This window comes from Crocosphaera sp. UHCC 0190 (assembly GCF_034932065.1).
In the GTDB taxonomy this organism is placed as follows: domain Bacteria; phylum Cyanobacteriota; class Cyanobacteriia; order Cyanobacteriales; family Microcystaceae; genus UHCC-0190.
This window is the reverse complement of sequence record NZ_JAYGHP010000006.1, coordinates 161,260-180,718: the sequence shown is the minus strand read 5'-3', so window position 1 is coordinate 180,718 and position 19,459 is coordinate 161,260. Positions and strand designations below refer to the sequence as shown.

The window sequence follows — 19,459 nt, the reverse complement described above, 5'->3', positions numbered from 1 at the left end:
GTATCATGGATTTATTAATTGCTTGGCTCGTCACTGCTATCAGTTTATTAATTATTGCTCAATTACCCATTGGCGTTGAAGTGGATGATTTTTGGAAAGCATTAGTTGCAGCGATTGTTTTTGGAATTTTAAACGCTTTAGTTAAACCAGTTTTAGTGTTTTTAACCATTCCCTTAACCATTATAACATTAGGGTTATTTTTATTTGTTATTAATGCCATTGTCTTTGGTTTAGCTGCTGCTTTAGTGCAAGGTTTTCGCTTACGCTATGGTTTTTGGAGTGCTATGTTTGGCTCAGTTTTTCTGAGTATTGTCAATGGTTTATTAATGAGGGTTGTGGGAGGGGTAAATTAATCAGTTGTAGAGATGTTTTTGTAACACAATTAAGACGCTTGTGACAGACTGGAAGTCTGTGTTACATTAAGGGGTAGAGGCAATTCATGAATGGCCTCTACATTAGTCAAAATTTAATTATAATAATACCTATAATATGGACGAATATAACCTAATAAATTTAACGATTGATTGGGATAAATTAGTTAAAGAATATGAAAAGCGATCGCGTCATTATCGAGTTGCGGAGAAAAGCAGTTTTTATCAAGTTTCTCCTAGTGGAATTCCTAAAATTCCAGCATCAATGCAATTAAGAGACTATCAAAAAGAAGCCGTCATTAATTGGTTTAAAAATAAGGGAAGGGGAACGCTAAAAATGGCAACAGGAAGTGGTAAAACTATTACTGCTTTAGCCATTACCACCGAATTATATGAAAAAATTGGACTACAAGTTTTATTAGTGGTTTGTCCCTATCGTCATTTAGTCATTCAGTGGGAAAGGGAATGTCAGAAATTCAATCTTAAGCCAATTTTAGCCTTTGAAAATGTTCATAATTGGCAAAGTAAACTGTCAGTAGAATTATATAATATTCAAACTCAAAATAAATTATTTTTAACAATTATAACCACTAATTCTACTTTGATTAATCAAGGTTTTCAATCTCAAGTAAAATTTTTTCCCGATAAAACCTTAATTGTTGGTGATGAAGCTCATCATTTAGGTTCCCCTCGTTTTGAAATAAGTTTACCTCGAAATATTGGCTTAAGATTAGCTTTATCTGCTACTCCAGAAAGATACTTTGATGAAGAAGGAACCGATGCTTTATTAAATTACTTTGGAGACGTTATTAAACCGGAATTTACTCTGTCAGATGCCATTAAAAAGAAAGCCCTAGTCTCTTATTTATATTATCCCATCTTTGTAGAATTAACAGAATCAGAAGCCTTTACCTATGCGAAATTGACCCAAAGAATTGGTTGGGCATTAGGAAAAAATGATAGTATGAGAAACAATGAAAATTTAACTGCACTTTTAATGCAGCGATCGCGGTTAATTGGGACAGCAGAAAATAAATTAACCGCCCTACGAGACTTGATGCAAACTCGCAGAGAAACCAAACATACACTTTTTTATTGTGGGGATGGTTATTTAGACAATGGAACCCTTAATTATCAAAGACAAATTGAAGCCGTTACCCGAATTTTAGGTGTAGAATTAGGCTATCGTGTCAATACTTATACCGCAGAAACACCATTAGAAGAACGGGAAAAAATTCGCCAACAATTTGAGAGAGGAGACTTACAAGGGTTAGTAGCAATTCGTTGTTTAGATGAAGGGGTAGACATTCCAGAAATCCAACAAGCCGTGATTTTAGCTAGTACGGGAAACCCCCACCAATTTATACAGCGAAGAGGCCGAGTTTTACGACCCCATCCTAATAAAAAACAAGCCATTATTTATGATATGATAGTTATGCCACCCAATTTAGATCGTCAAACCTGGGAAGTAGAGCGAAACCTATTACGAAAAGAATTAAAACGGTTTATGGAATTTGCTAAAACAGCCCAAAATTCCGCAGAAGCCAGCCAAAAGTTAATGGTGATTCAAGAGCAATATCAACTCTAAATATAGTAAAATATGATTAAGTCAACCCGTTAGAATAATCGCAATGGCAGGACATAGTAAGTGGGCTAATATTAAACGCCAAAAAGAAAGAGTAGACGCGAAAAAAGGCAAAACTTTCGCTCAATTATCCCGTGGCATTATTGTTGCCGCCAGACATGGAATTCCTGACCCCACAGGCAACTTTCAACTACGCACTGCCATAGAAAAAGCCAAAGCTGCTGGTATTCCCAATGATAATATTGAACGGGCGATTGCTAAAGGGGCAGGAACCTATGAAAATGATGATACTATCTATGAAGAAATCCGCTATGAAGGCTATGGCTCAGGGGGAGTTGCTATTCTGATAGAAGCCTTTACTGACAATAGAAATCGCACTGCTGCAGACTTACGTTCAGCCTTTAATAAAAATGGGGGAAATTTAGGAGAAACGGGTTGTGTGAGTTGGATGTTTGACCAAAAAGGGGTGGTAAGATTAGAAGGCAAAATTAATGAAGAGTCCCTATTAGAAGCTTCCCTGGAAGGGGAAGCAGACAGTTATGAATTATTTGCAGATGAGGAAGAGATAGGAGCAGAAGTGTTTACGTCTGTATCAAATTTAGATATATTAACCCAGAGTTTAAAAGACAAGAATTTTAACGTAACAGAAGCAGAATTACGATGGATTCCTAATAATAATATAGAAATAAATGATCCAGATCAAGCAAAATTTTTACTCCGGTTAATGGATGCTTTAGAATCTTTAGATGATGTGCAGAATGTGACAGCAAATTTTGAGATAGCAGAAGAATTAATATTAGTCTAAAGAATGAAATAGCCCTGAACAAAAATTATGTAGAGGCAATTCATGAATCGCCCCTACATCCGTAACCTAACTAAAAGATTTCATCTGCCACTAAATAAGTGTAATGAGTCAAACTATCCTCATAATCTTTTAATAGCTGTTGCGATTCTTCTAAGGTGATTTTGTTGTCTTGTAACCCTTGTTCTGTTTGTCTGCGGATGGCTTCTAATAAATCATCTCCATCATATTGAACATAACCTAAAACCTGCTTGATTGTATCTCCTTTAACAATATGTTCAATTTGATAACCTTTGGGATTCATGCTAATATGAACTACATTAATATCCCCAAAAAGATTGTGGAAGTTACCCATTATTTCTTGATAAGCTCCAATTAAGAACATACCCAAATAATAGGGTTCTGCAATACTTAAACAGCTTGATAGTTCAGGAGCTTGGGGTTGCAATTCAGGAATTTCTTTGATGTTTAATGAATGCAATTCCAAAACGGATTTAACATCCTCTCGATCAATAAACTGGTCAATTTTACCATCACTATCACAAGTTAAATCAGCTAAAATTCCTCGTTGTTTAGGTTCTTCTTCTAAGCGATGAATTGGCATAATAGGAAAGAGTTGATCAATGGCCCAAGAATCCGGTGCTGATTGAAAAACAGAGAGATTTACATAATAAATCGATGCCAATATTTTTTCTAAATCTTCAAGATCATCGGGAACATAATCTTGATGACAAATAAGACTCATTATTTTGCCACAACAAGCCCAATATAATTGTTCAGCCCTCGCCCTTTCTTGTAAGGTTAAATAGCCAAAGTTAAATAGACTAATGGCTTCCTCTTTAAATTGTAAAGCATCATGATAAGTTTCTTGGTAATTTTTGAGGCTAATGGATTCATAAGTTTCCCAAAGATTACGAATAATTAAGTTTTCTTTCTCTTCCATTGCAGGAGGTGGGGTGGTAGAGACATCATGGGTACTTAACACATCAAAAACTAGGATAGAATGATGTGCTGCCATAGCCCGTCCACTTTCAGTAATTAAGGTAGGAACGGCAATATTTGCCCCATCACAAGCTTCTTGTATGGCAGCAACAATATCATTAGCATAATTTTGCATATTGTAGTTCTTAGACGCATAAAAATTCGTTTTAGAACCATCATAATCAACGGCTAAGCCACCCCCCACATCTAAATATTTCATATTCGCGCCAGCTTGGGCTAATTGTACATAGATTTGTGAGGCTTCACGCATGGCATTTTTAATCACACCAATGGAAGCAATTTGAGAACCAATATGAAAATGTAACAACTGTAAACAGTCCAACATTTCTAGAGCTTGTAAATGCTTAATAACTGTTAAAATTTCAGGAATAGTTAAGCCAAATTTAGCGCGATCGCCTGTTGAATTTCCCCAACGTCCCGATCCTTTTGTACACAATTTAACCCGAACCCCTAAAATGGGTTTAATGTTTAAATTACGACTAATTTTTAGGGTTAAATACAGTTCTTTTAACTGTTCAATGACAATAATAGGATAATGGCCCAAACGCTTCCCTAATAAAGCCGTTTCTAAATATTCTCGATCTTTATATCCATTACAAATCAATAAAGCGGGATCATTTTGTGTATTTTCTTGGGGATCTAATGTGGCCAAAGCAATCATCAATTCTGGTTTAGAACCTGCTTCTAAGCCTAATTTATAGGGCTTCCCAGAGTTAACAATAGCTTCAATAATATGGCGATGCTGATTACATTTAATTGGATAAACACCCCGATAAACATTGGCATAATTGTAACGAGCAATTGAGCGATTAAAACAGGCTTGTAATCGTTCGAGACGATCTGCTAGAATATCAGAAAAACGAATCAATAAAGGTAAACCAATATTGCGTTGACGTAACCCTTCAATGAGATGATATAAATCTAAAGCACTGCCGCGTTCGCCTTGAGGAGAAACCATAATATGACCCGCAGCATTAATCGAAAAATAGGGATTTCCCCACTCATTAATTCGATATAAATTCTCACTATCTTCTATTGTCCAAGCCTTAAAAATATCTAGCTTTTTTAAAGATTCTGTTGGTTTTGTCGTCGCTTTTTCTATCTTGATTTTTTCCATTAAATTACTCCTGTTTGACGGTTTAATCTTTTGAATAGAATTTAAAGTAGGTGGGGGTCACTCAGCACCTTTTAAACTATAATGGCTAAAGGGAAACAAAAAACCCAAAACATAGCAATTTATTTATATTTTCCCTGAATTTAAAAAAAGTTGTTTTTTTCTATACACTCAATCAATAGAAATTCTAAAAAAACAGAAAAATATAGCATAATTAAGCTTTTCATGCTATAAATACTCAACTGCGCCAAATTGCATCCGCTACCTGGATCAAATCCCTGATTTCTTTGACATCATGAACCCGTAGGATGTCAGCTTGTCCCGCGATCGCAGCACAACAAGCGGCCGCTGTTCCCCAGACTCGTTTTTTAGGGTCATTTTGTTGTAGAATGTGTCCAAGAAAACTCTTACGAGAAACCCCAACTAAAACCGGGCATTGTAACTCTTTAAATTCAGATAAATGCCGTAATAATTCGATATTTTGTTGGTGGTTTTTAGCAAAACCAATACCAGGATCAATAATTAATTTACGTTGATCTATTCCAATTTTTATGGCTTTCTCTAGTTGAGTTTGTAACCATTGATAAATCTCAGCAAGCAAGTCCTGATAATTAGTATTATTTTGCATTGTTTTAGGAGTTCCCCGAATGTGCATTAAAATTAAAGGAACATCTAAACTTGCTACAGTAGAAAACATTTTATTATCGAAAGTTCCCCCAGAAATATCATTAACAATATCCGCTCCTGCTTCAACTGCAGCCTTTGCAACTGCTGCTCTTGTGGTATCAATAGAAATAGGAATCAAACGGGTTTTACGCAAAACTTTAATAACAGGAATTACCCGATTTAACTCTTCTTCCAAGGAAATTTCTTCTGCACCAGGCCGGGTAGATTGTCCCCCAATATCAATAATATCTACCCCTACATTAATCATCGTTTCAGCTTGATTTAAAGCGGTTTCTAGGCTATTAAATTCACCCCCATCACTAAAACTATCAGGGGTAACATTTAAAATTCCCATTAAATAAGTGCGTTTTCCCCACTCAAAACAATGACCACGAATCATTAAATTGTGCATTTTTCAATTATCAATTAAAAACAAAAAAATAAAGGCCAACTGATGTTGACCCCTACCATTCTCAAGGCTATTGATAATTAATAATACGAGCAAATCCCACTGGATCTAAACTCGCACCTCCAACGAGAACCCCATCAATTTCTGATTGAGCCATAATCTCATCAATATTATCAGGTTTAACAGAACCACCATATTGAATTGTTACATTTTTATTCGATAATTGATCCCGAATAATCCCAATAATGCGATTAGCTTCTGATGCTTCGCAAGTATCACCCGTCCCAATGGCCCAGATCGGTTCATAAGCAATGACTAACTTGCTCTGGTCCACATCAACTAAACCTCGTTTCAACTGGTTAATGATGACGCTTTCTGCTTCCCCTGCGTCCCGTTGCTGTTTCGTTTCTCCCACACAAAGAATCGGGTTTAACCCATGACGTTGAGCGGCTATGACCCGTAAATTCGCAGTTTCGTCCGTTTCCCCAAAATATTGACGGCGTTCACTGTGACCAACAACAACATAATCAACACTCAATTCTGTTAACATAGCCCCAGAAATCTCTCCCGTATAGGCCCCTTGGTCTTCCCAGTGGATGTTTTGGGCCCCCAAGCGAACCAGTCCCCCATGGAGACTTTTAGAGAGGATACTTAAGACGGTGAAGGGAACACAGAGGACTACTTCCCGCGCTTCGTCCGTATCTTCTAGCTTGGATTTTAATACCGTCAAAAACTCCAGGGCCTCGGCCTGGGTTTTGTGCATTTTCCAGTTACCCGCAATGATAATTTTTCCCACAGCTACTTTCAATAATCCACGTCAACATCATTTTGCAAACTTCTAGTGTAATGCTAATGGGGGATCTCTGACCAGTGGGTTTTCAAATGAGGGATGTGGTCTCTTGGTCATTTTTTAACCAGAGGTTTCTACAATGGAAAGACTTATTCCTCATAAGCTAACCCACAGCAAGGTTAATGACACTTAAACACCTGGATTTAAGCGAAAAACTTCAGCAAAAGCAACGACAAAGCCAGCTAAAATCGGTTTACTGGCTTGGGGGAACTTCCCTACTTGTGTTAGTTTTTATCTGTTTTTTAGCCTTGGGGCTTCCTTGGCATTGGCAACTCTTCTTCCATTGGTTATTGCGTCGTGGGGATGTGACTTCTATCCCGGTGCATCTGTACCCAGAAATTCGTGAACTTTGTCAGCAATCAAACAAGAATGGCCAAGTCAATGGTTATCATTCTTCTCCTGAAATTGCCTATGGATTAGGCCGATTTAAGTGCCGACGTTCCCCAACTGCCAAAAATTGGGAAATCTCAGATAAATATGGTTTTGCTGAGGTATCAGAAGCAGCGGCCGGAACACAAATCGCGGAACTGTTAGTCGCTGTAATGGGAACAGATTATTTTTATGAAATCAGGGGGACAATTCCCCTAGAAAACCCACCAAACAACTAATTAATTGCTTGTTTCAAACTCTGACAAAATTCAGCCACCGCTTTTAACCCTTCTTCGGGGGTTCCTTGGGCTAACCGTTTTACGCAAGCACTACCGACAATTACCGCATCAGCCCCCCAATTCTTGACCTGTAAGGCGTGTTGCGGCTCAGAAATGCCAAATCCAACCCCAATGGGTTTATCGGTAACGCTGCGAAGACTAACGATTAATTCTTCGACCCTGGTGGCCACTTGAGTCCGCATTCCGGTTACACCTGTGACACTGACTAAATAAATAAATCCTTGGGACTGAAGGGCGATCGCTTGAATACGTTCTAGGGGACTGGTAGGGGCGACTAAGAGGGTGACTTCTATTCCTATCTCTGAGGCGGGTTTAAGGAGGGTTTCAGCTTCTTCTAGGGGGAGATCTGGCACGACTAACCCTTGGACTCCAGCAGCTTTAATTTGCTGTAAAAAGGCTTCAATTCCCCGATAAAAAATAGGGTTATAGTAAGTAAAGAGAATGATCGGGGCTTTAATATCTGGTTGTACGTCTTTGACCAGGGTTAAGACATCTTCTAAGGTTACTCCTCGACCTAAGGCACGGGTAGCGGCCGCTTGAATGACGGGGCCATCTGCCAAAGGATCGGAATAAGGAACCCCTAATTCGATTATATCGGCTCCTGACGCATCCAGAAGACGCAAGGCCTTAGCCGTTGTTTCGAGATCGGGATCACCTGCAGTAATAAAGGGAATGAGGGCGCATTGTCCGCGATCGCGTAGGGATTGAAAACACTCAGAAACCGATGTCATTAGTAATTATTCAAGGTCAATGATCAATTATCAATTTAACCTGAGTTTGGCCCCATTCCCCCATCCTTAAGATTTATTGTTCTTGTTCGATCTCTTTTTGCAGTTTTTCCAGTTCTTCGGGGGTCATTTCATCGAGTCGTTTTTGCAGGACTGCATCTTCATAGTCTTTCAGTTGTTGATTGTAAGTCATATTTTTAGTCATTACCCGAAATAGATAGGTAAGCGTCCAACCAAGAACACCTGCGACTAATAATGCTTGACTCCAGATACCTGCGGAGAGGTTATCAAGTCCGACTGCTTGAAAAAACAGGTAAATGACCCCTCCTGCCACGAATATCCCTAAACTAATGGCAATGACATCAATACGTCTCATGATAGTGTTTTAGGGGTTTAATTGACGACGTTTGGGGCGAAAATTCAAAAATGGACTTAATAGAAGCATTCCAGGGAAGAAGAAGAACATCAGGAAGTACATAAAGGCCCGTTCAAAGGAACTAACCACATACCAGCGACTATTGAGGTAAAAATAAACTAATCCAGGCATTACCAGCAAGTAGAGAACACTTAAACTTAGGTAGAGGAGGGCAACTAAGAGGGTGTCTTGGGAAAGTAAGGCGGTGATGTCCATAATGCCAATAATAAGGTTTACGTTCTCTATGGTAGAATTTTTTTCTGAAATAATAAACCCTTTGGGCTTACTAAGTTAGGAGTTGTCTATAGATTGATTAAAGGGTTTGGTTTGGGAATGATTAGATTAATTGATTCTTAAATTAATTAGGAATTATTAAATTAATTGTTTCTTTTCTATGCTTACGATAAATATAAAAGTCACTATCTAAGGTTAAAATAATACTGTTGTTAATTAATTCGCTCATTCTCACTAAACAAGCATCAGCGAAAGACATGGGGACAGATTGATAACGGTTCATTAATTCTCGAATCGATTTAATTTCTGTATTCAAACAAAAATCAATAGTAATTGTTCCACGTTCAATTAATTTCATAATTGCGTCTTCACCGCCATAAACATCCTGTAAAATAAAACAAGATTCGGTAATAACTGCTTCACAAGTTAATAAAGGTTTAGCAAGATTTTCCCATTGTTGAACTGCCCAAGGATGAAAATCATCACTTTTGTCGAGAATAGCCACTAAAACTCCCGTATCTAGAATAATTTTACTTTGCATATTATTTTAAAGTTTTCTTTTTAAATTCTTTCTTTTTTAAAGATAAATCTCCCTTTCCACTGTCAAGACATCCTACTAAGTCCCCTGCTGACTCTAAAGCGGAAATTTGTTTTTCTTCTTGATGAGTTTCTGATTTTTCAGCTTTGAACTGCAAAAACTCAATAAAGTTAATCACTTCCTGTTGCTGTTGAGGGGTGAGGGTTTTAAATTGTTCTAATAAAGTTTGTTCTGGGGTGATTGTTTGTGTCATGGCCACGATTTTCTATACTTACAGTTATTCTAGCTAAAATTGACAGTAAATTAAACGCTCAAACATAAATTTTTATCATGTTGTAGTAGAGACGTTTCATGAAACGTCTCTACATTTTTAACTTGGCTAATGTTATTAACGGTTAACTCACTGTGTCACTAATTTCCTGTAAAATTGAGTTAAATTCTTGGCGAATTGCTGTTAATTGTTTAACATTTACATTAGAAGTAGATACTGCTTCTTCTTGTTGTTGACGGACTTGGTTAATTTGTTTCTCTATTTCATGATAAACTTGTTGCTCAAATTCATGGAGTTGGTTTTGGATTTGATGTTCTAAGTCTTTAGCAACAGATTGAAAGGTACTGGTAATCTCACGACGATAATCAGACATTTGTTTTTCTCGTTGCATTTCTTGCTGCATTTCTAAGACATCCATTCCTAAAGCAACAATTCCTAAAACTGGGCCAAGAAATTTAGCAGCATTGCCAATATTTTTGGCAACCCCCACAGCTTGCCAAGGTTTAAACTTAAATCCGACAAATTTTCCGACGGCTAAAACTCCTTGATGTAGTTCACCTCCTGCTACATCTATTCCACGAAGGAATCCTGACTTAGCAGTATTCATAAAGCTTCGAGTTGCCATTTGTGAGAGTTTAATTCCTGCGGTTATGGCAATTATTTCTAGACCCTTGAATTGATTTTTGAGTTGTTGAACATTAATCCCATTATTAGGATTTTTTTGATTGAGAGAGAAAGTATTTTCGAGGTAAGTAAAAAAGGTTTGAGCTAAGTCAGATTCTAATAGTTCCTTGACTGCATCACGAATTTCTTGAATGGCATTCTCAAAAGTTTCTTGTAATTCACTTTCTGCTTTTTCGTAGTATTTCTGAACATTTAATTCAGCTTGTAAGTTTAAAGTTTCAAAATTTTCATCTCCAACTGCGGCTGCTAAGTTATTGCCTTCAGTACAAATCACTGATGTCAGTCTTAGAATAATACTTTGTACTTGAGTGCGTAAATTATTGCGCTCTTTGCCAACTTTACGAGATAATTGATCAAGAATTTGAAAAAAGGCAGAATCTTCATCAGAGTCTCGCATTAACTGTAATTGTAGTTCATCAACATAACTAAGAGAAATTCTGACGGGGGTATCAAAACGAGCAAGGGAACCTTTATCTTGTACAAAGTTATTTAATTGATCAATAAAGGTAGAAAAACGACTAATTTCTAAACTCAAATCATCTTTTTCATCAATTCCATCACAATAGTCTTTTGCATCAATAAAACAGACAGGAAACTTATCAAGGGAATTGGGTTTCAATGCTTCTGCTAAACTTTGACTATAGTTGGTTATTTTTTCTTGTTCGTCTCCTGCTTCATCTGACATTTTATTGATGACAAGCATCATTTTCCACGCATATCCTTGATCATAAGCTAATTTTTTAAAGTTTTCTACTGTGATAGAATCAAACAGCATATAAGTGAGGCAAAAAATCAATAAATCTGCTTTATGAATAGCTTCATAAGTAATTTGATCGTGATCTTTGCGGTCTGTAAAAAGTCCAGGAGTATCAATTACTTTAATCCCATTCCAATCATAGGATGTGGTTTTATCTGTAGCAATATCAGCATCAATTTTAATGTCTCGTCGTCCCGTCAATGCAGAAATAATGGTAGATTTACCTGCGCTATATTGTCCCACAAAAGCAACAGTTAGAAAACTTTGTTCTTGATGTTGTTTTAATTCTTGATCAAGTTTTTGTTTGATTTCTACTTGATTTGTAGTATTTAAGAGGTCACGAAATTTAGTGATTGTTGTCTCAAAATGATGAGCGATCGCAGCAGCTTTAAAAGTTGAATTAGCAGTCATGGAATTTTCCTCAGTTAGTGAATAGAAAGTGAGTGATTTTGGTTAGGGAAAAGCTTGAGTTAAGTTAAAATTTAAAGAAGAAAAAACAAGAAATCAAATCACATTAGTAATGATTCTCCAGTTAAAGTGGTGATGGTAATTTCTTCTTGTAAAATTTGTTCAAGTTTAGATTGGCTAATTTTAAAATCAAAAAATTTTTTGGTTTTAATTTCTATTTTATTACCAAATATTCGTTCAAACTTAGCTAAATCTGTGTTGATATTAGCTTCAGTTAAAGGTTGATATTCTTTTAGACAATAATCAATAATTCGTTTACCATAAGCACGATTTAGAAAATCATAAGGTTTTTCTAAATTGTTACTTGCTTGTTGAAATTGTGCATCAATTTCTTCTAATGCTTGCTTTAAAGATTGGAAGTAATTATTGATTTTTTTTACAATATCAGAACAGCTATCATCAAACTCATTTTGCGATTGTTTAATCATGTCTTCCTGTTGTGATTTAAGTTGACTTTCTAAAGCAATACGGATATTTTGTACAGCTTCTTTTCTTTTCTGATCTCTCGATTTAAACCATCCACCGGATAAATTAATCAAAGCACCACCAATTCCCATAATAATACCAACAGGAGGAATAAATAATGCGATTACTGTACCTGCTACTCCTAATACACCTCCTCCTATTTTTAATAAATCTTTCGTAAAAGTTTCAGAATCTTGTTGATTTAATTGAAATTTATTACCTTTTAAGTTAGCAATAATTTTTAATTCCTGTCCAATTTCTTCTAATGTTTCTTTAACCTCTTGATTGAATTTTTGATTAGCTTGTTGATAAACATTTTTGAGTTGTTGATCAAATTTAATTTCATTCAGTTTTCTTTCCCATTCTTTCTGTAATTTATTTTGATCAGCATCCCAATAATTTTCGGCAAAAGAAGGAATTACTTCAAATGCTTTTTGAAAAATTTCTTCAATTCGTTGTTGTAAAAAATTCCTAGTATCTTTCTGAGATTTGTTCAGATCTCTTTCAATAGTTTTTGACTGACTTGTGATAATCTTAATCTGTTTTTGATAAGCTTGTAATTGTTGATTTACCCATTGATTTGGTTGTTCAATACTTCCCACAGTTGAGCCTAATAAAGTCTGCGATCGCCTGATAACTCCATACTCAATCACTGATTCACGAATAGCTGTAAAAAATTTGTCTATTTGACTCGCTTTTAACAGTGCTTCTTGTTACTTCTTATCATAAGTTTCCTGAGATATTTGCGCCGCTAATAACATGACAGGAATAATAGGAAAATAATCATTACTATAATGCTCTTTTGCATAGCGGCGAATTCTTGAAATATGTCCTTCTAAGCCATTTTTTCCCTCTTTAGCAAAAACTTTATCAGGATTTTGTAGAAAATGTTGTAACCGTCGATCATCTCGTAAATTGTGTTTAATATTGAGTAAAACAATCAGAGGTTTTGCCTTTTCTTTTAACTGTTGGAGAAACTGAAATTCTGTTTCTTGAATACTATCATTGGTGACAACATAACAAATAACATCAGCTTCATCAATAACAGTTTGAGCAATTTCTTCATCACTTTTACCCCCAGGTGCGCCAATTCCAGGAGTATCAATAATCCGAATATTTTGCCATTCATAGACACGATTTAAACGAGTTGTACGCTGTTTACCCACTCCTATTCCCTCCCAACCTTCCCCAGTCATAATGGCATGAAGGGTACTTTTACCGGCCTTAGTTCTGCCCATAAAAGCTATGGTAAAATATTTAAGGGCCCGTTCTTTTGCATGGAGAGACTCAACAACTTGATTCGTTGCTTTGATAATTTCATTATTTAATAATTCTTCAGTTCCTTCTAATTGTTTAATTACTTCCTTTTCAGTTGTTCCTTGTCCTCGCTCATCATAACTTTGATGAGACTTAAGCTGTCTTTTTATTCCCTGTCTTAACTGTTCAAGAATGGTTTGAGTTTGCTTTAAGGCTGATTTAGTAAATTTATAATCTTCTTTGGCAATTTCAGCACATTGATCGAGGGCCTTATGATAAGCTGGATCATTCCCTAAGATGCCTTTTAAATCTGTTCTATCTTCAGAAAATACTTGATGAGAAAACTGAGAAGAATAACTATCAAGTAAATATTGTATTTTTAGCTCATCCAACCCCCATATTTTTCCTATTTTCTCAATCATCTGATGTTCTAGAGGCGAATAGAACTCATCAATATGAGTAAGAGTTAATAATTGTTTGAGCAAGCGATCTCGTTGACTTTTTAATACTTGTTTCGCTACCGCTTCAACCGATAACATCGTTTCATCTTGAGATAAAATCTTCTCCTTTTCTTCCCTTGTCAATGGGTCTATCATCAGAGAATTTTCGATTTGCTGTAAATATTGTAACTCCTTATTATGAATCTGCTGATCAGCAGAAATTAAATGAGTCAGTAACAACAAAGAATAGTCCAGTTTTCCATTAGTAGAATTAACTGAGTCAGACATACTTACAGTTTCCCTAAAGTCCCGTATAACAATTGTGATTTAATCGTCTGAATTCAGTATTCCCATGTTTTCTCCCTCAATTAACACAGGAGTCAAAATTCCCTAGAAACCTTATACTGTTTTAGTCAGTCAGCAAAAAGTAGCGTGTACCCTAACGATAGAATACGATGATTAACGGGTTTTCTTGGCCTTGGAAACGATTAAGATTACGTCAGATAGGAACTTTTATCACACTGTTTAGCCTTTGTTTTGTGCTAACGGTTGCTTGTAACCAACAACAAAACACAACCCCACCCCCCACCTCTCAGACGAAAAGCGATCGCATTACCATTGGCACAATTTCCCAACCCCGTACCATTGACCCCGCCGATAGCTACGAAATGGCGGGACTTATGGTAATTTATAATCTCAGTGATACCCTCTACACCTACGAACTGGGAACCACCAATTTAAAGCCCCAATTAGCCACAGAAATGCCTAAAGTGAGTGCGGATGGGCTAACCTATACCATTCCCCTCAAACAAGGTGTTACCTTTCATGATGGAACCCCTTTTAATGCCGAGGCCATGGCCTTTTCTTTAGAACGGTTTATGAAAAATGGGGGTAAACCTTCCTTCCTGTTAGCTGACACTATCGACACAGTAAAGGCGACAGGAGACTCTGAACTGACTATTACCCTAAAAGAACCTTTCTCCGCTTTCCCTGCCCTTCTAGCCTTTCCTGGTGCTTGTGCCGTGTCTCCTCAAGCTTATGAGATAGGCCAAGGCAAGTTTAAACCCGATAATCTCATTGGTACTGGCCCTTATAAGTTAACTAAATTTAGCAGTGATTCCGTTCAATTAGAGGCTTTTGAGAACTATTGGGGAGAAAAACCGAAAAATAAAGGAGTTGACCTCCAAATTTATCCTACTAACCCCGCTAACCTCTTCAATGCCTTTCGCACTCAAGCTGTTGATGTGGCCTATCAATCTTTAACTGCTGAACAAATAGAACAGTTACAGAAAGACGCAACCGCAGGGAAAGGACAAGTGATCGAAACCCCAGGAACGGCTACTGCTTTTATGTCCTTAAATGTTAATGCAGAATTTGTCAAACAAAAACCCGTCCGTCAAGCGATCGCCTCTGTTATGGATCGTAAATTACTCAATGATCGTATTTTAAAAGGTCAAGGCGAACCCTTATATAGTCTGATTCCTACGACTTTTGAAGCATCTAAACCCGTCTTTAAAGATCGTTATGGGGATAACAACAAAGAAGAAGCCCAAAAGTTGCTTAAAGATGCCGGGTTTTCCGCCCAAAATCCCGCTACCGTTGAAATTTGGCACACTTCCGGTTCCGTTAATGCTAGTCAAGTGGCCGCCATTCTCAAAAATTTAGCTGATCGAGATTTGGGGGGAATGTTGAAATTTGAACCCAATAGTATTGCCTCAGCAGCCTTCTTTAAAAATTTGAGCCAAGGCTTATATCAATCAACCCTTTCTAACTGGTATCCCGACTTTTTAGATGCAGATAATTATATTTATCCCTTCCTAGACTGTGCCAAAGGTTCCTCGGAAAAAGGTTGCACTGAAGGGGGTTCCCAAGCCCAAGGTTCTTTTTATTACAATGAACAAATTAATCAATTAATTGCTCAACAACGCCAAGAATCCGATCCCCAAAAACGCCAGAAAATCTTCGCAGAAATCCAAACAATTCTCGCTGAAGATGTCCCCTATATTCCCCTCTGGCAAACCAAAGAATATGCGTTTGCCCAAAATGGAGTCAATGGCGTTACTATTAACCCTAGTCAAACTTTTCCTTTTTGGACAATTAATCGTCCTACTCAACCTTGAATTCGGCAGGAGGGAACAATGGCATACACATTCAAAGGCTGACCCATTGTAGACACTGCTAAAAAGGAGGAAGTAAGTAGTAATAATTGCCTCCCACACTTCCCACACCTCCCACACTTCCTAAACGTTCCCCTATGAATCAAGAAACATCAAATCGACAAATTTTTAAGATGAGTATCGCCCTAGGGGTTGGTATTGGACTCATTTATTTAGCCTTTCTCAAACCTGGTATTTGGGGAATTGATGGCACAGAAATGTTTTGGGTATCCCATTCTTTAGTCACCAAAGGGAGTTTTGCACTGCCTGAAGGGGCAGCAGGAATTGTGGGAAGGGGAGGACAAACCTTTGCTATGCGTTACCCTTTAATCTCGATTTTAGCAGCCCCCTTTGTGGCAATTGGCTTATTTTTAGGCACTTTATTTAATGTTCCGACTCGCTATGCTGCCACAGTTTGCGCCTTACTTTTATCAGTAATTTTAACTGCCATCACAGCCTCTTTAGTGGCGTTAATTGCCTTACGATTAGGTAGTAGTAAAAAGGGGGCTTATTTGGCTGCCTTAGCCTTTGCTTTTGGGACGATTGCCCTTGTTTATTCACGGGAGTTTTTTGCGGAACCTGTACTGGCTTTTGTCACAGCTTTAATGTTGTATTGGGGTATGGGCAATGATTACCGGGAACACGCAGGGGCCAGTATCTTGTCAGGAATTTCTATTCTGGCTAAACCCGCAGGAATTATTTTGGGGCCGATTTTTTCAGCTTATTTTTTCTTGAAAAAGTATCCTTGGCGGATAATTCTGGGGCCGATAATTGGAACGGCTGGCGGTGTATTTTTATATCTTTGTTATAATTTTTTGCGGTTTGAAAGTTTCTTTACTACTGGCCAGGATAGTGAAAGGTTTCAATTAACAGGAATGCCTGAACGGTTAATTGGTCTGCTCTTAAGTCCAGGGACAGGAGGGGGCTTGTTTTGGTATTGTCCCCCCACTATTTTAGCAATTTGGGGATTTCGTCGAGGTTTACGCATCAAACCCCTAGAAACTTGGTTAGTTGCCGGAGTATTTTTAGCCTATTGGGTACTTCATGCTTTTTGGGCGTTTCGGGGTTGGAATTGGGGGCCAAGATTTCTGGTTCCGGTGTTACCTGGTTTGTTAGCTTTAACGGCTTTAATTCCTAAGAAACGCTGGGATTTATTGTTAGGATTAACTTTCTTGGGTTTGTTTTTTAATGCCCCGACTTTAGTGGCTTATTATCAACGTTATTTTGCCGAAATGGAAAGTCAAGGCACGGCTCAGCTACTCGCTGTTTTAGACTTATGGGGTAATCCTTTAGTTTCTCCTTTATTTAATGGTTGGGCTGCTGCTTTTAATCAATTAGGGGATGCTTTTAGTAATAATGTTCAAGATGTGCTTAATAATGTGGGAGGCCCCCCAGGTGCAGGAGATATTGTTAATTCAGATTTACTCAAAATTGTGGCGGTTTGGTGGTGGGTTCTTCCGGCGGCGGGAATTCCAATCTGGGTGGGTTTTTTTGTGGCCCTTCTGCTAATTATTTTAGGAATTTGGATATTACGTTGGGGTTGGTTACAAACTATTGACCAAGAACAATGGATAATGGACAATGAAGAAAATGGATAAGGATTAATTCCATGAAACTAATTATTCAAATTCCTTGTTATAACGAAGAAGCAACCCTCGGATTAACCTTATCTGAATTGCCTCGTCAAATACCAGGGATTGACCAGGTAGAATGGTTAATTATTAATGATGGTAGTCTCGATCAAACTGTTGCAGTGGCCAAAGCTTGTGGGGTTGATCATATCGTTAATTTTGACCATAATCAAGGGTTAGCTAAGGGGTTTATGGCGGGTATTGAAGCTTGTTTAAAACAAGGGGCCGATATTATTGTCAATACGGATGCAGATAATCAATATTGTGCCGCAGATATTCCTAAATTAGTTGAACCTATCTTAAGGGGAGAGGCAGAAATTGTCATTGGTTCCCGTCCAATTCAAGATATTAAACATTTTTCTCCCGCGAAAAAGTTTCTGCAAAAATTGGGCAGTTGGGTAGTAAGAATTGCCAGTAATACTAATATTCCTGATGCACCGAGTGGGTTTCGTGCCATCAGTCGTAATGCAGCTTTACAAATGAATGTTTTTAGTGAATATACTTATACATTAGAAACAATTATTCAAGCGGGACAAAAGGGAATGTTAATTACTTCGGTTCCCATTCGTACTAATGAATTTTTACGCCCCTCTCGCTTGGTTAAAAGTATTCCTGCTTATATTCGTCGCTCAATTTTAACCATTGTTCGCATTTTTATGGCCTATAAACCTCTCCGGTTTTTTACTATTCTGGGGAGTTTTCCCTTTAGTGTTGGCTTTTTACTTTGTTTACGTTGGTTATTATTATATTTGGGGGTGTTTGGTAATAGTCCTGAAAAAGCAAGGGTTCCTAGTTTGATTTTAGCGGCTATTTTAATCCTAATTGGTTTTCAATTATGGATGTTTGGCTTAATTGCTGATTTAATGGCAGTCAATCGTAAATTGTTAGAAGATATTCAGTTAAGATTACGTCGTCAAGATTTGAATAAATAATCTCGCCTAAACTTATAGGAGTGGTTTTTTAAGAAAATTCTGTGCTTCTCAGACATAACTTAAAGCAACCCGCCCTGCCTTTATAACAATGATATTCTGTTTTTATTTATTATATAAAATAGGAGATAAAATGCAGCAAGAGTCCATTAGATATTGGTTTAATAATCGCAATTTAATTGTAGCAACAATGCACCAAAAAGAAAAGGTGATTGCTCCTATTCTTGAAGCAGAATTAGGGGTTAATATTCAAGTACCTGAGCAGTTTAATACCGATAAATTTGGTACATTTACCCGCGATATTCAACGGTTAGGGACACAAATTGAAGCCGCAAGATATAAAGCACAAAAAGCCTTAGAAATGACAGGAGAAACCTTAGCTATCGCCAGTGAAGGCAGTTTTATACCTCATCCTGCTTTTCCTTTTGTTTCCTGCGATCGAGAAATTGTTTTATTATTAGATTTAGAGCATAATTTAGAGATTATTGGACAAGAATTATCCTTAGAAACTAATCATGCTCATCAAAAAATAAAAAGTGTACGAGAAGCCTTAGAATTTGCCGAAAAAGTAGGTTTTCCTGAACATGGTTTAGTGGTGATGTTAACTTCTGATACTACCGAAAAACAACATATTTATAAAGGAATTACTGTTCAAAATCAATTAATTGAGATTGTAGAAAATGCTTTGAAAGAATCACAAAATAAAACTGTTCATATTGAAACAGATATGCGAGCAATGGTTAACCCAAAACGCATGAAAGTGATTGAACAAGCAACCAAAAATTTGGTAAAAACTATTTATCAACAATGTCCTAAATGTGCTTGTCCTGGGTTTAATATTAAAGACAGTAAACCAGGTTTACCCTGTGGTTTATGTTCCTTTCCAACAGAATCAATTTTATTACATATTTATCATTGTCAACGGTGTAATTTTGTAGAAGAAAAATTGTTTCCTAATGGGATAAAAACGGCTGATCCCACTTATTGTCAATATTGTAATCCTTAGTATTGAGAGGATT

At 37.1% G+C, this 19,459-nt stretch carries 19 protein-coding genes; 8 read left to right on the top strand and 11 right to left on the bottom strand.

Annotated features, from left to right (window positions below; genetic code table 11):
* Positions 1-5: 5 nt before the first annotated feature.
* From VB715_RS11280 to VB715_RS11270, 3 genes are all read left to right on the top strand, one after another.
* Entirely contained in the window at positions 6-353 is a 348-nt protein-coding gene (locus VB715_RS11280; RefSeq protein ID WP_323301301.1) for a phage holin family protein, read from the top strand.
* Positions 354-489: 136 nt separating this feature from the next.
* Entirely contained in the window at positions 490-1,959 is a 1,470-nt protein-coding gene (locus tag VB715_RS11275; RefSeq protein ID WP_323301300.1) for a DNA phosphorothioation system restriction enzyme, read from the top strand.
* A gap of 43 nt (positions 1,960-2,002) precedes the next feature.
* Positions 2,003-2,761: a YebC/PmpR family DNA-binding transcriptional regulator gene (locus VB715_RS11270; RefSeq protein WP_323301299.1), complete on the top strand. Its 759-nt coding sequence runs from the start codon at positions 2,003-2,005 to the stop codon at positions 2,759-2,761.
* Between the two features lie 70 nt (positions 2,762-2,831).
* On the opposite strand, the gene speA is transcribed toward VB715_RS11270, so the two are convergent.
* From speA to tpiA, 3 genes are all read right to left on the bottom strand, one after another.
* The gene (speA, locus tag VB715_RS11265) at positions 2,832-4,877 is read right to left on the bottom strand and encodes a biosynthetic arginine decarboxylase (RefSeq protein ID WP_323301298.1); all 2,046 of its coding nucleotides are present in this window, start codon (positions 4,875-4,877) and stop codon (positions 2,832-2,834) included.
* 235 nt (positions 4,878-5,112) lie between these two features.
* On the bottom strand, positions 5,113-5,952 hold the full coding sequence (folP, locus tag VB715_RS11260) for a dihydropteroate synthase (protein ID WP_323301297.1): 840 nt from the start codon (positions 5,950-5,952) through the stop codon (positions 5,113-5,115).
* A gap of 67 nt (positions 5,953-6,019) precedes the next feature.
* A complete protein-coding gene (gene tpiA, locus VB715_RS11255) occupies positions 6,020-6,745 on the bottom strand; it encodes a triose-phosphate isomerase (protein ID WP_323301296.1) in 726 nt (241 codons plus the stop codon).
* 176 nt (positions 6,746-6,921) lie between these two features.
* Between tpiA and VB715_RS11250 the strand changes: the two genes are divergently transcribed.
* Positions 6,922-7,407 carry a hypothetical protein gene (locus tag VB715_RS11250; RefSeq protein WP_323301295.1) on the top strand — a complete coding sequence of 162 codons (486 nt, stop codon included), beginning with the start codon at positions 6,922-6,924 and terminating at the stop codon, positions 7,405-7,407.
* Here VB715_RS11250 and trpA read toward each other — a convergent pair.
* From trpA to VB715_RS11210, 8 genes are all read right to left on the bottom strand, one after another.
* Positions 7,404-8,198 (bottom strand): tryptophan synthase subunit alpha, encoded by a 795-nt coding sequence (trpA, locus tag VB715_RS11245; RefSeq protein WP_323301294.1) that lies wholly within the window; start codon positions 8,196-8,198, stop codon positions 7,404-7,406. The two genes, VB715_RS11250 and trpA, sit on opposite strands and share 4 nt — an antisense overlap.
* A gap of 73 nt (positions 8,199-8,271) precedes the next feature.
* Positions 8,272-8,571, bottom strand: a complete 300-nt coding sequence (locus VB715_RS11240) for a DUF3007 family protein (protein ID WP_323301293.1) — start codon at positions 8,569-8,571, stop codon at positions 8,272-8,274.
* Between the two features lie 9 nt (positions 8,572-8,580).
* Positions 8,581-8,826 (bottom strand): NAD(P)H-quinone oxidoreductase subunit L, encoded by a 246-nt coding sequence (gene ndhL, locus VB715_RS11235; protein WP_416336928.1) that lies wholly within the window; start codon positions 8,824-8,826, stop codon positions 8,581-8,583.
* A gap of 142 nt (positions 8,827-8,968) precedes the next feature.
* On the bottom strand, positions 8,969-9,385 hold the full coding sequence (locus VB715_RS11230) for a type II toxin-antitoxin system VapC family toxin (RefSeq protein ID WP_323301292.1): 417 nt from the start codon (positions 9,383-9,385) through the stop codon (positions 8,969-8,971).
* A gap of 1 nt (position 9,386) precedes the next feature.
* On the bottom strand, positions 9,387-9,635 hold the full coding sequence (locus VB715_RS11225; RefSeq protein WP_323301291.1) for a DUF2281 domain-containing protein: 249 nt from the start codon (positions 9,633-9,635) through the stop codon (positions 9,387-9,389).
* A gap of 142 nt (positions 9,636-9,777) precedes the next feature.
* Positions 9,778-11,505, bottom strand: coding sequence for a GTPase (locus tag VB715_RS11220; RefSeq protein ID WP_323301290.1), 1,728 nt, complete (start codon positions 11,503-11,505; stop codon positions 9,778-9,780).
* Between the two features lie 98 nt (positions 11,506-11,603).
* Positions 11,604-12,629, bottom strand: coding sequence for a hypothetical protein (locus tag VB715_RS11215; protein WP_323301289.1), 1,026 nt, complete (start codon positions 12,627-12,629; stop codon positions 11,604-11,606).
* Between the two features lie 111 nt (positions 12,630-12,740).
* Positions 12,741-14,012, bottom strand: a complete 1,272-nt coding sequence (locus VB715_RS11210; RefSeq protein ID WP_323301288.1) for a GTPase — start codon at positions 14,010-14,012, stop codon at positions 12,741-12,743.
* A gap of 167 nt (positions 14,013-14,179) precedes the next feature.
* Between VB715_RS11210 and VB715_RS11205 the strand changes: the two genes are divergently transcribed.
* The 4 genes from VB715_RS11205 to VB715_RS11190 all read left to right on the top strand — a co-directional run bounded on the left by VB715_RS11205 (position 14,180) and on the right by VB715_RS11190 (position 19,446).
* Complete coding sequence (locus VB715_RS11205; protein ID WP_323301287.1) at positions 14,180-15,844, top strand: ABC transporter substrate-binding protein; 1,665 nt, start codon at positions 14,180-14,182, stop codon at positions 15,842-15,844.
* Between the two features lie 86 nt (positions 15,845-15,930).
* Positions 15,931-17,478: a hypothetical protein gene (locus tag VB715_RS11200; protein ID WP_323301286.1), complete on the top strand. Its 1,548-nt coding sequence runs from the start codon at positions 15,931-15,933 to the stop codon at positions 17,476-17,478.
* Between the two features lie 11 nt (positions 17,479-17,489).
* A complete protein-coding gene (locus tag VB715_RS11195; RefSeq protein ID WP_323301285.1) occupies positions 17,490-18,443 on the top strand; it encodes a glycosyltransferase family 2 protein in 954 nt (317 codons plus the stop codon).
* A 130-nt stretch (positions 18,444-18,573) separates the two neighbouring features.
* Positions 18,574-19,446: a DUF6671 family protein gene (locus VB715_RS11190; RefSeq protein WP_323301284.1), complete on the top strand. Its 873-nt coding sequence runs from the start codon at positions 18,574-18,576 to the stop codon at positions 19,444-19,446.
* Positions 19,447-19,459: the final 13 nt, after the last annotated feature.

Bases quoted from the DNA above. Each gene is read 5' to 3' on its own strand.
- VB715_RS11190 (WP_323301284.1), top strand. From the start codon at position 18,574: ATGCAGCAAGAGTCCATTAGATATTGGTTTAATAATCGCAATTTAATT.
- VB715_RS11210 (WP_323301288.1), bottom strand. From the start codon at position 14,012: ATGTCTGACTCAGTTAATTCTACTAATGGAAAACTGGACTATTCTTTG.
- VB715_RS11280 (WP_323301301.1), top strand. From the start codon at position 6: ATGGATTTATTAATTGCTTGGCTCGTCACTGCTATCAGTTTATTAATT.
- trpA (WP_323301294.1), bottom strand. From the start codon at position 8,198: ATGACATCGGTTTCTGAGTGTTTTCAATCCCTACGCGATCGCGGACAA.
- VB715_RS11205 (WP_323301287.1), top strand. From the start codon at position 14,180: ATGATTAACGGGTTTTCTTGGCCTTGGAAACGATTAAGATTACGTCAG.
- ndhL (WP_416336928.1), bottom strand. From the start codon at position 8,826: ATGGACATCACCGCCTTACTTTCCCAAGACACCCTCTTAGTTGCCCTC.
- speA (WP_323301298.1), bottom strand. From the start codon at position 4,877: ATGGAAAAAATCAAGATAGAAAAAGCGACGACAAAACCAACAGAATCT.
- VB715_RS11240 (WP_323301293.1), bottom strand. From the start codon at position 8,571: ATGAGACGTATTGATGTCATTGCCATTAGTTTAGGGATATTCGTGGCA.
- VB715_RS11225 (WP_323301291.1), bottom strand. From the start codon at position 9,635: ATGACACAAACAATCACCCCAGAACAAACTTTATTAGAACAATTTAAA.
- VB715_RS11220 (WP_323301290.1), bottom strand. From the start codon at position 11,505: ATGACTGCTAATTCAACTTTTAAAGCTGCTGCGATCGCTCATCATTTT.
- VB715_RS11250 (WP_323301295.1), top strand. From the start codon at position 6,922: ATGACACTTAAACACCTGGATTTAAGCGAAAAACTTCAGCAAAAGCAA.
- VB715_RS11230 (WP_323301292.1), bottom strand. From the start codon at position 9,385: ATGCAAAGTAAAATTATTCTAGATACGGGAGTTTTAGTGGCTATTCTC.
- VB715_RS11195 (WP_323301285.1), top strand. From the start codon at position 17,490: ATGAAACTAATTATTCAAATTCCTTGTTATAACGAAGAAGCAACCCTC.
- folP (WP_323301297.1), bottom strand. From the start codon at position 5,952: ATGCACAATTTAATGATTCGTGGTCATTGTTTTGAGTGGGGAAAACGC.
- VB715_RS11275 (WP_323301300.1), top strand. From the start codon at position 490: ATGGACGAATATAACCTAATAAATTTAACGATTGATTGGGATAAATTA.
- VB715_RS11270 (WP_323301299.1), top strand. From the start codon at position 2,003: ATGGCAGGACATAGTAAGTGGGCTAATATTAAACGCCAAAAAGAAAGA.